This window comes from Pseudomonas kairouanensis (assembly GCF_004682055.1).
Classification (GTDB): domain Bacteria; phylum Pseudomonadota; class Gammaproteobacteria; order Pseudomonadales; family Pseudomonadaceae; genus Aquipseudomonas; species Aquipseudomonas kairouanensis.
Map to the genome: position 1 here is coordinate 25,308 of NZ_QUZU01000012.1, position 15,066 is coordinate 40,373.

Here is a 15,066-nt window from a genome sequence, read left to right on the forward strand (position 1 = left end):
CGGCGCAGGTAACAAAGGGACGCACAAATGTCACCATCTGGTGACATAAGCGCCAGCCCCCAATGCACTGGCCATGCTTGGTGCTAACGGCAGCGCAGGCAGCAGAACCGCTTGCCAGGCATGGTACAGGTCTGGCTTACCGCCCCAGATGGTGCTGCTGGGTTGGTTGTGCGCGTTGAGTTCGTGGTGCCAGCTGCCGTGGGTGCGGTCGATGAAATGGGTTTCGCAGAATTCCCAGAAACGTCGGTACCAGGTTTCGTAGTGCAACTCACCGGTGCGTTTGAGCAAGGCTTGGGCAGCAGCGCTGGCTTCGGCGTGGGTCCAGTGCAGGCGTTCGCGGACCACCGGGCGTTGGTTCCAATCCAGGGTGTAGACGATGCCGGGAGCGCCATCCACGGCCCAGGCGTACTCGCAGGCGCTGGCGAACAAGCCTTTGGCGTCGGCCAGCAGCCAGTCCGGCGTGAGCAACCCGGCGCGCTGGCGAGCGGCTTCCAGGTGCAGCACCAACCGCGCCCACTCGAAGCCGTGGCCAGGGGTGATGCCATAGGGGCGGAAGCCATCGGCGGGGTTGTCCTGGTTGTATCCGAGCAGCGGTTGCCAGTGGCTGTCAAAATGCTCGATCACCATGAACTGGTTGGCGCCAGCATGGGTGTGGATCACCCGCTCGACAATGCGTAACGCACGGTCCAGCCAGCGGGTGTCGCCGGTCACGTCGGCCAGGGCGAGGAAGGCTTCGGTGGCGTGCATGTTGCTGTTGGCACCGCGATAGGCTTCGACGCCGCTCCAGTCCTGGGCGAAGGATTCGAGCATCACGCCCTCCTCTTCGCTCCAGAAAAACTGGTCGATGATATGGGTGGAGTCGTTCAACAGCGTTTGCGCACCGGGTGCGCCAGCCACTACCGCGGAACTGGCGGCCAGGGCCACGAAGGCATGCAGGTAGGCGGCCTTGCCACGGTTGCCATCCAGGGCGTGGGCAGTGGCGAACCAGCCGCCATGTTCAGCATCCTTCAGCGGCCCGCTCAGTGCCGCGACGCCGTGGGCAACCAAGTCGGCATAACCGGGCAACCCCATGGCATGGGCCATGGCGAAGCTGTGGGTCATGCGCGCGGTGTTCATGGTTTCGGCGTGGGCAGTGGCCGGCAGCTGGCCTTTATCGTCCAGGTTGCCGAAGCCGTCGGGCAGGCGGGAAGCCTTGGCGAATGACAGCAGGCGCTGGCCTTCGGCGGCGAGCCAGGCGTGATGGGCAGGTGCGTTCAGCCAACTGCTGGCGGGCAGTGGGTGGGTGGTCATGGGTAGCCCTTATTATTGTTTGTGGGGTGACCGGAGTCTAAACAAGGGCGGGGTGGGGGGTAAGTCACGAAGGGCAAGGGAAATGTCACCGAGCGGTGACATTAGTGCAGGCAAGCATTATTCAACTCTTTGCCGCAGACTAAAATGTGGGAGCGGGCTTGCTCGCGAATGCGGTGTATCCGTCAACTCATCTGTGACTGACAGACCGTATTCGCGAGCAAGCCCGCTCCCACATTTGGGCCCGTGTCGGTCACTGACCGAGCGGTGTCGCCCGCGCCGGGGAATTGAGCTGCTGCTGCAAATTCTGCACCTGGCTCTGCAAGGTGGTGATATTGCGCGTGGTCTGGATGCGGAACACGTCGAACTCTTTGTTGGTCGGAGCGTCGGTGTTGGCTGGCTTGTTGTCCTGCTCGCTTTTGAGCACCACCAGGTCCTGCTCCAGCCGGGCGATGGCGGCGCTTGGGTTGCCCTGTTTCTTCAACGCAGCCACGTCGGCGGCCAAGTCCTTGAGTTCGGTATCACGCTTGCCCGCATCGCCTTGCGCCGCCTTGAGGGTGGCCACGGCGTCGGTCAGGGCTTGCACCTGGCCTTGTAGCTTGCTGTTGGCGCTGGACAGTTCAGTGGTGCTGGCAGTCATCTGCGCCAGGCGCTTGTCCAGCTCGGTGGCCTGGCCCGCCACGCCGACCTGCTGCTTGCCCTGCTCCAGCAGCTGGCTTTCCAGCTGCTTGATCTGCAGTTTCAGCGCCTCGCTGCCGTTGTTCACACTGGCTTCACTGGCCACGACCTTGCCGGAAATATCCTGCAGCCGCCCCGCCGCTTCTTCGCTGATGCGCGCAAAGCTTTCCTGGGTGGCGACCAATTGCTGGCCCATCAGGGAGATCTGCTGAAAGCTCCACCACGCAAGGCCGGCAAAGGCGATCAGCAGTGCGCCGATCAAGGCCCACAACGGGCCGGTGCTGGCGCTCTTGACCTTGACCACAGGCGTGGTGCGCGATCGCACCGAAGTGGCAGGAGTAGGCTCGAAATCATCGTCATCCCCGAGGTCGGCCCGCAGGCTGGGAATGTTGTCGAAGTCGTCTTTGGCATCGTTGCGCATGAATCAACCCTGAATCGGTGAATGGCTGGCTGGAAAGCCGAGCGGCGGGAGTATAAACCGCGTTCCCGTCGCACTGATCGACCCGGAACCACAGATTCGGTTCCCGATGTGTTGCTGGTTGTGAGCTTACTTGAACCCCGGATCTTGGGCTTTCCACCAACTGCAGAACTCGTCGAGGGCGGTCCACAGGCTGACCTTGGGCTCGTAGTCCAGATAATGCCTGGCCCGGCTGATATCGAGGGTGAAATCTTTGTTCATTACCTGCATGCCCAGACGCGATAACGCCGGTTCCGGGCGCCCCGGCCACAGTGCACAAAAGGCTTCATTGAGTGCCGCCACGCTGTAGGACAACCCGTAGGACCGGTAACGGGTCACCTGGGGCAGTTCCATCTGGCGCATCACGTAGTTCACCACATCCCACACCGGCACCGGCGTGCCGTTGCTGATGTTATAGGCCCGGCCCAGCGCCGAGCCTGGGGCGAGCAGGCTGCTGAGCAACGCTTCGTTAAGGTTGTGCACGCTGGTGAAATCGACCTTGTTGAGGCCGTCGCCAACGATGGCCAGGCGGTTCTTGCGCTGCATTTTCAGCAGGCGCGGGAAGATGCTCATATCGCCGGCACCGGTGACGAAACGCGGGCGCAGGGCGATGACTTCCAGGCCGAACTCCTGGGCGCCGAACACCTTCTGCTCGGCCAGGTACTTGGTGGCGGCATAAGGGTGCTTGAAGCGCTTGGGCACCTGCTCTTCGGTGAGCCCCGAATGGTCGCGCCCGTCAAAGTAGATCGACGGCGAAGACAAGTGCACCAGCCGCCCAACGTGCTGCTTGAGACAGGCTTCGACGACGTTTTCGGTCACCAGCACGTTGCCCTGGTAAAAATCCTGATACTTGCCCCACAGCCCGACGGCGCCCGCGCAATGCACCACGGCTTCCACATCACGGCACAGGTGGCGCACCAGGTCGGCATCATTGAGGTCACCCTGGATAAACTCGGCGCCACGCCTGACCAGGTGCTCCACACCTTCGGCGCGCCGCCCGTTGACCCGCACGTCCAGGCCCTGCTCCAGGGCGAAACGCGCAAAGCGCCCGCCAATGAAGCCGCTTGCGCCGGTGACCAGAATTTTCATGTATTACCCCGTGTTCTTTCGTTTTTCATCGCTGTTGCCTTGACGCCCGCCATCACTCCAACGGCACCAACCATTGCCCACAGGCTTGGGCCAGATGGTCAGTCAACAGGCCCAACAGTTGTCCGCCACTGCGCCAATGATGCCAGTACAACGGCACATCAATGGGCTTATCTGGCAACAACTCCACCAGCACGCCCTTTTGCAATTGCTCGCGCACCTGCAATTCCGGCACCAGCCCCCAACCGAGACCGGCTTCGGTCAGGCGGATAAACCCTTCGGATGATGGGCATAAATGGTGTTCGAAACCGCCATCCACACCGAGGGACGCCAGGTAGCGGTGCTGCAGGAAATCATCCGGGCCGAACACCAGGGCCGGTGTGCGAGCCAACTGATCGGCACGCACGCCCTGGGGAAAATGCCGCGCTATAAATGCCGGGCTGGCCAACGCCCGGTAGCGCATGGCGCCCAACAACAGGCTGCGGGCACCGGCCACAGGCCGTTCGCTGGCGCAGATACAGGCGGCCACCTCACCGGCGCGCATACGCTTGAGGCCGACGGTCTGGTCTTCCACCACCAGGTCCAGCAGCAAGTGTTGCTCGGCGCAAAACCCGCTGACGGCCTCGGCCCACCAGGTGGCCAGGCTATCGGCATTCAGGGCGATACGCAGGCGCTCGGGCATGCCTTCTTCATCCAGCGCCGGCACCTGGCTTTGCAGGTCACGCTCCAGCAGGCGCACTTGCTGCACATGGTTGAGCAGGCGGCGGCCGATATCTGTGGGCGTCGGCGGCGTGGCCCGTATCAGCACCGGCTGGCCGATGCGAGCCTCCAGCAACTTGATGCGCTGGGAAATCGCCGACTGCGACAAGCCCAGCACTTGGGCACCACGTTCAAAGCCGGCCTGTTCTACCACCGCTGCCAGGGCGGAAAGCAATTTATAGTCGAACATCAGTTTCTCTAATGAGCGATCAGCAATATTGGTTTTTCTTATACAGCTTAGCCCCCGAGAATGACCAGCATCGTTTAGAGGATGTTTATTTATGTGGCAAAGCTATATGAACGGATTACTGGTGGCCCTCGGGTTGATCATGGCGATCGGCACACAAAACGCGTTCGTGCTGGCCCAGAGCCTGCGTCGTGAGCATCACCTGCCCGTTGCGGCGCTGTGCGTGATCTGTGATGCCCTGCTGGTAGCCGCCGGTGTATTCGGCTTGGCCACCGTATTGGCCCACAGCCCGATCCTGCTCGGCATTGCACGCTGGGGCGGCGCGGCGTTCCTGTTGTGGTACGGCACCTTGGCGCTGCGCCGGGCGTTTTCCAATCAGAGCCTGAACCAGGGCGACAACGCCAAGGTGCGCTCACTGCGCGCCGTTTTACTCAGTGCATTGGCGGTGACGCTGCTCAACCCCCATGTGTACCTGGACACCGTGCTGTTGATCGGCTCGCTGGGGGCGCAGCAAACGGAACCGGGCGCCTATGTCGCGGGCGCCGCCAGTGCCTCGTTCCTGTGGTTTGCCACCCTGGCCCTCGGTGCAGCATGGTTGGCACCCTGGCTGGCACGTCCGGCCACCTGGCGCCTGCTGGACCTGTTGGTGGCGGTGATGATGTTCAGCGTGGCCTACCAATTGATTGCCGCTTAGGGAATATTCCAAAACGCTCTGGAACCTCTATCCCACACAGTTGTTGCGTGGTTTTGCCGCACCCCCGGTGCTATGATCCTGCCCCTGCGCCGCAAAGAGTACAAACTCCCCGGCGCTTGTTTGGCCGCCCGTGATCGGCCTTGCGCTCACCGCAACTGACCTGATTAGGAGAATCATCATGGCTTTCGAATTGCCGCCGCTGCCCTACGCACACGATGCCCTGCAGCCGCACATCTCCAAGGAAACCTTGGAATTCCACCACGACAAGCACCACAACACCTATGTCGTGAACCTGAACAACCTGGTGCCTGGCACTGAGTTCGAAGGCAAGACCCTGGAAGAAATCGTCAAGTCTTCCTCGGGCGGCATCTTCAACAACGCCGCTCAGGTCTGGAACCACACTTTCTACTGGAACTGCCTGGCGCCAAACGCCGGCGGCCAACCTACCGGCGCGCTGGCTGAAGCCATCAACGCGGCATTCGGTTCGTTCGACAAGTTCAAGGAAGAATTCACCAAGACGTCCGTCGGCACCTTCGGTTCCGGTTGGGGCTGGCTGGTGAAAAAGGCTGACGGTTCCCTGGCCCTGGCCAGCACCATCGGCGCCGGCAACCCGCTGACCAGCGGCGACACCCCGCTGCTGACCTGCGACGTGTGGGAACACGCCTACTACATCGACTACCGCAACGTGCGTCCAAAGTATGTGGAAGCGTTCTGGAACCTGGTCAACTGGAAGTTCGTGGCTGAGCAGTTCGAAGGCAAGACCTTCACTGCCTAAGCACCGCTTGCAGTAGAAAAAGCCCGGCCATGCCGGGCTTTTTCATGGGTGCGATTCAACCAAAGCTGATCACCCTGCCAACTTCCAGCAAATGTCCACCGTAATGTCCCTTTGACTGCCATCACGGGATTGCCAATACTCATGGCATATTGAGGCCACCCGCATGGAACAAGGAATGACCCTTTGAAGCTGGAACTCAAAAACAGCTTGTCGGTGAAGTTGCTACGGGTCGTGCTTTTATCGGCATTGATCGTGGGCGTGGCGCTGAGCGTGGCGCAGATCGTTTTCGATGCCTACAAGACGCGCCAGGCTGTGGCCGGCGATGCCCAGCGCATTCTCGACATGTTTCGCGACCCCTCCACCCAGGCCGTCTACAGCCTGGACCGCGAGATGGGTATGCAGGTAATCGAGGGCCTGTTCCAGGACGATGCCGTGCGCATGGCCTCCATCGGCCACCCCAACGAAACCATGCTCGCGGAAAAAAGCCGCGCCTTGCAGCAGGCCCCCAGCCGCTGGCTGACTGACCTGATTCTTGGCCAGGAACGCACCTTTACCACCCCGCTGGTGGGCAAGGGGCCGTACAGCGAGTATTACGGCGACCTGAGCATCACCCTGGACACCGCCACCTATGGCCAGGGGTTTATCGTCAATTCGGTGATCATTTTCATTTCCGGGGTGCTACGTGCCCTGGCCATGGGCCTGGTGCTGTACCTGGTCTATCACTGGCTGCTGACCAAGCCGCTGTCACGGATTATCGAGCACCTGACCTCGATCAACCCGGACCGGCCCAGCGAACACAAGATCCCCCAGATCAAGGGCCATGAACGCAATGAACTGGGGCTGTGGATCAACACCGCCAACCAATTGCTTGAGTCCATCGAACGCAACACCCACCTGCGCCACGAGGCGGAAAGCAGCCTGTTGCGCATGGCCCAATATGACTTTCTCACCGGCCTGCCCAACCGCCAGAAACTGCAGGAGCAACTGGACAAGATCCTGATCGACGCCGGCCGCCGCCAACGCCGCGTGGCCGTGTTGTGTGTGGGCCTGGACGATTTCAAAAGCGTCAACGAACAGTTCACCTACCAGGCTGGCGACAAACTACTTCTGGCCCTGGCCGACCGCCTGCGCGCCCACAGCGGCCGCCTGGGCGCCCTGGCCCGCCTGGGTGGCGACCAGTTCGCGCTGGTGCAAGCCGATATCGACCAGCCTTACGAAGCCGCCGAGCTGGCGCAAAGTATCCTCGACGACTTGGAAGCGGAGTTCGCCCTCGAACACGAAGGTATCCGGCTGCGCGCCACCATTGGCATCACCCTGTTCCCCGAAGACGGCGACAGCACCGAGAAGCTGCTGCAAAAAGCCGAACAGACCATGACCCTGGCCAAGACCCGCTCGCGCAACCGCTATCAGTTCTATATCGCCAGCGTCGACAGCGAAATGCGTCGCCGCCGCGAACTGGAAAAAGACCTGCGCGAGGCCCTCAGCCGCAACCAGTTCCACCTGGTGTACCAGCCGCAGATCAGCTACCGCGACCATCGCGTGGTGGGGGTTGAAGCGTTGATCCGCTGGCAACACCCGGAGCACGGCCTGGTGCCCCCAGACCTGTTTATCCCGCTGGCGGAGCAGAACGGCACCATCATTGCGATTGGCGAATGGGTGCTGGACCAGGCCTGCCGCCAGTTGCGCGAATGGCACGACCAGGGCTTCACCGACCTGCGCATGGCGGTCAACCTCTCCACCGTGCAGTTGCACCACACCGAGCTGCCGCGGGTGGTCAACAACCTGATGCAGATCTACCGCCTGCCGCCGCGCAGCCTGGAACTGGAAGTCACCGAAACCGGCCTGATGGAAGACATCAGCACCGCCGCCCAGCACCTGCTGAGCCTGCGTCGTTCCGGCGCGTTGATTGCGATTGATGACTTCGGCACCGGCTACTCGTCGTTGAGCTACCTGAAAAGCCTGCCCCTGGACAAGATCAAGATCGACAAGAGCTTCGTCCAGGACCTGTTGGACGACGACGACGATGCCACCATCGTGCGGGCCATCATCCAACTGGGCAAAAGCCTGGGCATGCAAGTGATCGCCGAAGGGGTGGAAACCGCCGAGCAAGAGGCGTACATCATCTCCGAAGGCTGCCATGAGGGTCAGGGCTACCACTACAGCAAACCCTTGCAGGCTCGGGAGTTGGCGGTTTTCCTGAAGCAGGCGGAGCGCGATAACGCGGTCATTCTCTGATCGCCGCGAACGATACTAAATATTTCCCGCGTATAACCCTTTACACAAAATGCAAATCTTTCGCATTATGTCGCAGTTTTTGCGCTCCCCCGCGCGCCCCATCAACAACCGAAGCAGGATGTTCGCCATGATTCGTATGCCCCTGGCCACCGCCAGTCTGCTGGCCATTGCCATTTCTCTCGCCGGTTGCGGCGAAGGTAAAGACAAGGCCGCAGCAAACCAGGCGCCGACCCCGGCTGCCAGCACTACCGCTCCAGCGGCTGCCACCCCAGCAGGCCAGGTTGACGAAGCCGCCGCCAAGGCTGTGGTCGCGCATTACGCAGACATGGTGTTCGCGGTCTACAGCGACGCCGAGTCCACCGCGAAAACCCTGCAAACCGCCATTGACGCGTTCCTCGCCAAGCCGAACGACGAAACCCTCAAAGCCGCCCGCACAGCCTGGATCGCCGCCCGCGTTCCGTACCTGCAGAGCGAAGTGTTCCGCTTCGGCAATACCATCATCGACGACTGGGAAGGCCAGGTGAACGCATGGCCACTGGACGAGGGCCTGATCGACTACGTCGACAAGTCCTACGAACACGCCCTGGGTAACCCAGGCGCTACCGCCAACATCATCGCCAACACCGAGATCCAGGTGGGTGAAGACAAGGTGGACGTCAAAGACATCACCCCGGAAAAACTCGCCAGCCTCAACGAGCTGGGCGGTTCCGAAGCCAACGTCGCCACCGGCTACCACGCCATCGAATTCCTGCTGTGGGGCCAAGACCTCAACGGTACCGGCCCAGGCGCCGGCAACCGCCCTGCGTCGGACTACCTCACCGGCGACGGTGCAACCGGTGGCCACAACGAGCGTCGCCGCGCCTACCTGAGCGCCGTGACCCAACTGCTGGTCAGCGACCTCGAAGAAATGGTCGGCAACTGGAAACCCAACGTCGAAGACAACTACCGCGCCACCCTTGAGGCAGAACCTGCCACCGACGGCCTGCGCAAAATGCTGTTCGGCATGGGCAGCCTGTCCCTGGGCGAGCTGGCCGGTGAGCGCATGAAGGTTTCCCTGGAAGCCAACTCGCCGGAAGACGAGCAAGACTGCTTCAGCGACAACACCCACTACTCGCACTTCTACGACGCCAAGGGCATCCGTAACGTCTACCTGGGCGAGTACACCCGCACCGACGGCACCCAGCTGACCGGCGCCAGCCTGTCGTCCCTGGTGGCCAAGGCCGACCCGGCTGCCGACACCGCACTGAAAGCGGACCTGGCGGCCACCGAAGCCAAGATCCAGGTCATGGTTGATCACGCCGCCAAAGGCGAGCACTACGACCAGTTGATCGCTGCCGGCAACGATGCAGGCAACCAAATCGTACGTGACGCCATCGCCGCACTGGTCAAGCAGACCGGTTCGATCGAAGCCGCTGCGGGCAAGCTGGGCATCAGCGACCTGAACCCGGACAGCGCTGATCACGAGTTCTGATCTGTGCCGAGTTGAAAAAAGGCGACCTTCGGGTCGCTTTTTTTTGCCTGCTTTTCCCCAGTCAAACAAACACCACAAAACCCATGTGGGAGCGGGCTTGCTCGCGAATGCGGTGTGTCGGTCAACCAATCCGCTGGCGGACCCAGCGCATTCGCGAGCAGGCCTGCTCCCACATTTGATATGCATCGCTTCCAAGCCCCGGTTTACATGCCCTGCACCGCAGGTAGAATGGCGCCACTCCCCCCTACCCGAGTTCACTCATGGCGTTGCCGACCCTACGCATCATCGGATTCATCATCGGCATCTTCCTGATCACCCTCGCGATCGCCATGGTCGTGCCAATGGCCACCCTGGTGATCTTCGAACGCACCCGCGACCTGCCCTCGTTCCTGTGGGCCAGCCTGATCACGTTTATCGCCGGCCTGGCCCTGGTGATCCCCGGTCGCCCCGAGCATGTGCACCTGCGTCCCCGGGACATGTACCTGCTCACCGTCAGCAGTTGGGTAGTGGTGTGTATTTTCGCCGCCCTGCCCTTTTTGCTGACCCAGCACATCAGCTACACCGACTCGTTTTTCGAAAGCATGTCCGGCATCACCGCCACCGGCTCCACCGTATTGAGCGGGCTGGACAGCATGTCACCGGGCATCCTGATGTGGCGCTCGCTGCTGCACTGGCTGGGCGGCATCGGCTTTATCGGCATGGCGGTGGCGATCCTGCCACTGCTGCGCATTGGTGGCATGCGCCTGTTCCAGACCGAGTCCTCGGACCGCTCGGAAAAGGTCATGCCTCGCTCGCACATGGTGGCGCGCCTGATCGTGGCGGCGTATGTGGGCATCACCATCCTCGGCAGCCTGGCGTTCTGGTGGGCGGGCATGGGTCTGTTCGATGCGATCAACCATGCGATGTCGGCGATTTCCACCGGCGGGTTCTCCACCTCCGATGAATCCCTGGCCCACTGGAAACAACCGGCGGTGCACTGGGTGGCGGTGGTGGTGATGATCCTCGGCAGCCTGCCGTTTGCCCTGTATGTCGCCACGTTGCGCGGCAATCGCAAGGCCTTGATCAAGGATCAGCAGGTACAAGGCCTGCTCGGCTTGCTACTGGTGACCTGGCTGGTGCTGGGTACCTGGTATTGGTGGACCACCAATTTGCCGTGGCTCGACGCGCTGCGCCATGTAGCGGTGAACGTGACGTCCGTGGTCACCACCACCGGGTTTGCCCTGGGGGACTACAGCATCTGGGGCAATTTCTCATTGATGCTGTTTTTCTACCTGGGCTTTGTCGGCGGTTGCTCGGGGTCTACGGCGGGCGGGATCAAGATCTTTCGCTTCCAGGTCGCCTATATCCTGCTCAAGGCCAACTTGAACCAGTTGATTCACCCACGCGCGGTGATCAAGCAGAAGTACAACGGCCACCGCCTCGACGAAGAGATTGTGCGCTCGATTCTGACCTTCTCGTTTTTCTTCGCCATCACCATCTGCGCCATCGCCCTGGCCTTGTCGCTGCTGGGCCTGGACTGGATGACCGCGCTGACCGGCGCCGCCAGTACGGTGTCGGGTGTCGGCCCTGGCCTGGGGGAAACCATCGGCCCGGCCGGCAACTTCGCCAGCCTGCCGGACGCGGCCAAGTGGATCCTGTCGTTCGGCATGCTGCTGGGCCGATTGGAGATCATCACAGTGTTTGTTCTGTGCATCCCGGCGTTTTGGCGCCACTGACGCCCGACGCTTCCAACAACCGCGTCCGGTATTCACCGGGCGTGGTGTCGAACCAGCGACGAAACGCGCGAAAGAAGTTGCTCGGGTCGGCAAACCCCAACAGGTAGGCAATTTCCAGCAGGGTCATGCTCGGCTGCGCCAGGTATTGCTCGGCCAGTTCACGGCGGGTGTCGTCGAGCAGGGTCTGAAAGCTGGTGCCCTCCTCCTGCAAGCGCCGCTGCAGGGTGCGTTGGGACAGGTGCAGGGTCTGGGCCACCACTTCACGCTTGGGCTCGCCCTGTGGCAGCAGGCGGCACAGCACCTGGCGCGCCTTGTGGGTCACGCGGCTTTCCGAAAAGCGCGCCAGGTATTCCCCGGCAAAGCGATCATGCAGCAGTGCCATCGCCTCGTTTGCGGTGGGCAGCGGCGCGTCCATGTCGGCGCGCTCGAAGATCAGCGCGTCATAGGGGGCGTTGAATTCCAGCGGCGCATGGAACGCTTGCTTATAGGGCGTAAGGTCGGCGGGCTGCTCGCCTTGCAGCACCACTTTACGCGGCTGCAAGGTGCGCCCGGTTAACCAGCCACACAGCGCCAGGGCACTGGCCAACGAGGCTTCGGCACTTTGCCGGGTGGGTGGCAGATGGTCACCGTGCACCGTCAGGATCAGCGCATAACCTTCGGGTAACAGGCGGAAACTCAGGTCGGCGCTTTCAGCGATGATCCGCTGGTAGCGCACCAGGCGCATAAAACCTTCGGCCAGGGTGTTACTGGACATCAGTGCATAACCGGCCACATGAAACGACGCCGGACGCACCACCTTGCCCATGTTCAGGCCTATGGCCGGGTTGCCCGACAGCTCCACCGCCCGCTGCCATAGCCGGGTCATGGCGTCTTGCGGGAAGCGTGCATCAGGGTCATTGAGGGCGGCGTAATCCAGGCCCAGTTGCTTGAACAGCGCCCGGCAGTCCAGGCCATCCATTTCCAATGCCTTGACTATCCCCATTGCCCAGCTTGCAGAAGTTGTTCGTTCGCTCATGGCGTCTTCTTAATAAAGCAGGCTTAAAACGGCAGCCAGGAAAGCCAAGGATACTAAAGTGGCATCTATTGTCACTGGCTGTTGCTACTGATCACTCTAGACTCAAATAAGCTCCCCGCCGAACATCTGTAGGGCGGCAAAACAATCAAAGGGCCGGCCACCGTGGAAAACGTCAGACAATTCAACAGCTTCGCCGAGTTTTACCCGTATTACCTGCGTGAACACGCCGACAGCACCTGTCGGCGCCTGCATTTTGTCGGCACCACGCTGGTGATCGGCATCCTGGCCTATGCCGTTGGTCGGGGTTCGCTGGGCTTGCTGTTGGCCGTGCCGATAGCCGGTTACAGTTTTGCCTGGGTGGGCCACTTCTTCTTCGAAAAGAACCGCCCAGCCACCTTCAAGCACCCGTTCTACAGCCTTTTGGGCGATTTTGTGATGTACCGCGACATGATCCTGGGCAAGGTGCCGTTCTAGCCAAACGACCGTTTTAACGATGAAAGTTCCTACATCCGTCGAGATAAAAATCTTTTTGTCATTTGCAGTGCTGTATCCTGCCAAGGCTTTTTGAGAGCGCGGAATCACCTGCGATTGAAAAAACAGACCTTGCGAGGAGCGACGACGATGCACGAGATACCTAATCTCCCCTTCCCAAGCCTGCACCCTACAGAGCAGCCAACACCGCAGCAGGCCAGCGACAAACAGCCTGAGGCCAAAGAAGCAAAACCAGTCGACAGCGAAAGCCAGGACTGACGCCGTACCAGACCGTGTGGAAAGCGCAGCTTTGAGCGCTTTCCACACTGCCTGAATGAAACGAGACCCACCATGACCGACACCCCAGACTCCGCCGTTCTCGACGCTGCCCTGCAGATGGTCGAGGTATGGAACCGCCTCAGCGCAGACAAGCAAGCCCTGCTGCTCAAGCGCTTCGGCACCCAGGAAAACGCCCTGGCCGCGCTGGTCACCACGCAATTGCTGAACCCTGCGCACTCCTGATGCGTTTCTGAGCTACGCTTTTTGAGTATTAGCCGCCCTGCCCGGCCAAAGCGCCGGTATCATTAGCAGCCTATCTTTACCTGCTGCGACAGTGGACCTCTCCCATGCCAGATACCCAGCGCCCCCTAGCGGTCACGCTGCAAGTTGTTTCCATCGTGTTGTTCACCTTTATTGGCTACCTGAATATCGGCATTCCCCTGGCCGTGTTGCCGGGCTATGTCCACAGTGAGCTGGGCTACGGCGCGGTCGTTGCGGGGCTGGTGATCAGCGTGCAATACCTGGCCACCCTGCTGAGCCGCCCCTATGCCGGCAAAATCATCGATAACCTGGGCAGTAAGCGCGCAGTGTTGATCGGCCTGGCGGGCTGCGGCCTGAGCGGCGTGTTCATGCTGCTGGCGGCATGGTTTTCCAGCCTGCCGGCGGTGAGCCTTGTGAGCCTGCTGATTGGCCGCCTGGTGCTGGGCAGTGCAGAAAGCCTGGTGGGCTCGGGTGCCATCGGCTGGGGCATTGGCCGGGTAGGTGCGGAAAATACTGCCAAGGTGATTTCCTGGAATGGCATCGCCAGCTATGGCGCACTGGCCGTCGGCGCGCCGCTGGGCGTGTTGCTGGTGAGGAATTTCGGGCTGTGGAGCATGGGCGTCAGCATCATCCTGCTGGCGGTCGTGGGCCTGCTTCTGGCCTGGAATAAAGTCGCGGCGCCGATTGTGGCGGGTGTGCGACTGCCGTTCATGAATGTGCTGGGCCGCGTCCTGCCCCATGGCTGTGCGTTGGCGCTGGGCTCCATCGGCTTTGGCACCATCGCGACCTTCATCACCTTGTATTACACCACCCAGCATTGGGAAAACGCGGTGTGGGCCCTGAGCCTGTTCGGCGCCAGCTTTATCGGTGCGCGCCTGCTGTTTGGCAACCTGATCAACCGTATCGGCGGCTTTCGCGTTGCGATCGCCTGCTTGTCGGTGGAGATTCTCGGCCTGCTACTGCTGTGGCTGGCGCCAGATGCCAACCTGGCCCTGGCAGGCGCGGCATTGAGCGGATTTGGCTTTTCCCTGGTGTTCCCGGCGCTGGGTGTGGAAGCGGTCAACCTGGTGCCCGCGTCCAGCCGAGGCGCGGCGGTGGGGGCTTATTCGCTGTTTATCGACCTGTCGCTGGGCATCACCGGGCCATTGGCCGGGGCGGTGGCATCAGGGTTCGGGTTTGCCTCGATCTTTCTGTTCGCCGCCCTCGCCGCCCTCGGTGGGTTGTTGCTGAGCGTGTACCTGTACCGTCAGGCCCCCAAGGCCCGCGAAGCGCGCGGCGACTAGAAGTCCACCTTGCCGCGCCCGGCCTTGATGTTGCCGCGCTTGGTCTTGGATTCGAGCCGACGCTTTTTCGAGCCCAGCGTCGGTTTGGTCGGGCGGCGCTTCTTCTCTACCTTGGTGGCGCTCTGGATCAACTCCACCAGACGCTCCAACGCATCCGCGCGGTTCTGCTCCTGGGTCCGGTATTGCTGGGCCTTGAGCACCAGCACGCCTTCGCTGGTGATACGGCTATCCCGCAGGGCCAGCAGCCGCTCCTTGTAGAACTCCGGCAACGACGACGCCGGAATATCAAAACGCAGGTGCACCGCACTCGACACCTTGTTGACGTTCTGCCCACCGGCGCCCTGGGCGCGAATGGCGGTCAACTCGATCTCGGCATCCGGCAGGTGCACATTGTTGGAAATTTCCAGCATCAA

Annotated in this window: 14 protein-coding genes; 8 read left to right on the forward strand and 6 right to left on the reverse strand. The window is 61.5% G+C overall.

Annotation, left to right across the window (positions count from 1 at the left end; genetic code table 11):
• Positions 1-30: 30 nt before the first annotated feature.
• From DYL59_RS12140 to DYL59_RS12155, 4 genes are all read right to left on the reverse strand, one after another.
• A complete protein-coding gene (locus tag DYL59_RS12140; RefSeq protein WP_135289395.1) occupies positions 31-1,290 on the reverse strand; it encodes a D-mannose isomerase in 1,260 nt (419 codons plus the stop codon).
• Positions 1,291-1,540: 250 nt separating this feature from the next.
• Positions 1,541-2,386: an ATPase gene (locus DYL59_RS12145; RefSeq protein WP_135289396.1), complete on the reverse strand. Its 846-nt coding sequence runs from the start codon at positions 2,384-2,386 to the stop codon at positions 1,541-1,543.
• 126 nt (positions 2,387-2,512) lie between these two features.
• Positions 2,513-3,511 carry an NAD-dependent epimerase/dehydratase family protein gene (locus tag DYL59_RS12150; RefSeq protein ID WP_135289397.1) on the reverse strand — a complete coding sequence of 333 codons (999 nt, stop codon included), beginning with the start codon at positions 3,509-3,511 and terminating at the stop codon, positions 2,513-2,515.
• A gap of 52 nt (positions 3,512-3,563) precedes the next feature.
• Positions 3,564-4,457, reverse strand: coding sequence for a LysR family transcriptional regulator ArgP (locus tag DYL59_RS12155; protein WP_135289398.1), 894 nt, complete (start codon positions 4,455-4,457; stop codon positions 3,564-3,566).
• 91 nt (positions 4,458-4,548) lie between these two features.
• Between DYL59_RS12155 and DYL59_RS12160 the strand changes: the two genes are divergently transcribed.
• The 5 genes from DYL59_RS12160 (at position 4,549) to DYL59_RS12185 (ending at position 11,344) form a co-directional block, all read left to right on the forward strand.
• Positions 4,549-5,148: a LysE/ArgO family amino acid transporter gene (locus DYL59_RS12160; RefSeq protein ID WP_135289399.1), complete on the forward strand. Its 600-nt coding sequence runs from the start codon at positions 4,549-4,551 to the stop codon at positions 5,146-5,148.
• Between the two features lie 178 nt (positions 5,149-5,326).
• Positions 5,327-5,923: a superoxide dismutase gene (locus DYL59_RS12165; protein ID WP_017125974.1), complete on the forward strand. Its 597-nt coding sequence runs from the start codon at positions 5,327-5,329 to the stop codon at positions 5,921-5,923.
• A 183-nt stretch (positions 5,924-6,106) separates the two neighbouring features.
• Entirely contained in the window at positions 6,107-8,158 is a 2,052-nt protein-coding gene (locus DYL59_RS12170) for a putative bifunctional diguanylate cyclase/phosphodiesterase (protein WP_135289400.1), read from the forward strand.
• Positions 8,159-8,285: 127 nt separating this feature from the next.
• Positions 8,286-9,629: an imelysin family protein gene (locus DYL59_RS12175; protein WP_135289401.1), complete on the forward strand. Its 1,344-nt coding sequence runs from the start codon at positions 8,286-8,288 to the stop codon at positions 9,627-9,629.
• Positions 9,630-9,889: 260 nt separating this feature from the next.
• The gene (locus tag DYL59_RS12185) at positions 9,890-11,344 is read left to right on the forward strand and encodes a TrkH family potassium uptake protein (RefSeq protein WP_135289402.1); all 1,455 of its coding nucleotides are present in this window, start codon (positions 9,890-9,892) and stop codon (positions 11,342-11,344) included.
• Here the strand turns inward: DYL59_RS12185 and DYL59_RS12190 are convergent.
• On the reverse strand, positions 11,301-12,359 hold the full coding sequence (locus DYL59_RS12190; RefSeq protein WP_135289403.1) for an AraC family transcriptional regulator: 1,059 nt from the start codon (positions 12,357-12,359) through the stop codon (positions 11,301-11,303). The genes DYL59_RS12185 and DYL59_RS12190 overlap by 44 nt on opposite strands.
• Positions 12,360-12,521: 162 nt before the next feature.
• Between DYL59_RS12190 and DYL59_RS12195 the strand changes: the two genes are divergently transcribed.
• From DYL59_RS12195 to DYL59_RS12200, 3 genes are all read left to right on the forward strand, one after another.
• Positions 12,522-12,833 carry an Mpo1-like protein gene (locus tag DYL59_RS12195; RefSeq protein ID WP_135289404.1) on the forward strand — a complete coding sequence of 104 codons (312 nt, stop codon included), beginning with the start codon at positions 12,522-12,524 and terminating at the stop codon, positions 12,831-12,833.
• 348 nt (positions 12,834-13,181) lie between these two features.
• Positions 13,182-13,352, forward strand: a complete 171-nt coding sequence (locus tag DYL59_RS31370) for a hypothetical protein (RefSeq protein ID WP_167496676.1) — start codon at positions 13,182-13,184, stop codon at positions 13,350-13,352.
• A 104-nt stretch (positions 13,353-13,456) separates the two neighbouring features.
• Complete coding sequence (locus DYL59_RS12200) at positions 13,457-14,653, forward strand: MFS transporter (RefSeq protein WP_135289405.1); 1,197 nt, start codon at positions 13,457-13,459, stop codon at positions 14,651-14,653.
• On the opposite strand, the gene arfB is transcribed toward DYL59_RS12200, so the two are convergent.
• Positions 14,650-15,063 carry an alternative ribosome rescue aminoacyl-tRNA hydrolase ArfB gene (gene arfB / locus DYL59_RS12205; protein WP_135289406.1) on the reverse strand — a complete coding sequence of 138 codons (414 nt, stop codon included), beginning with the start codon at positions 15,061-15,063 and terminating at the stop codon, positions 14,650-14,652. The genes DYL59_RS12200 and arfB overlap by 4 nt on opposite strands.
• Between the last annotated feature and the right edge of the window lie 3 nt (positions 15,064-15,066).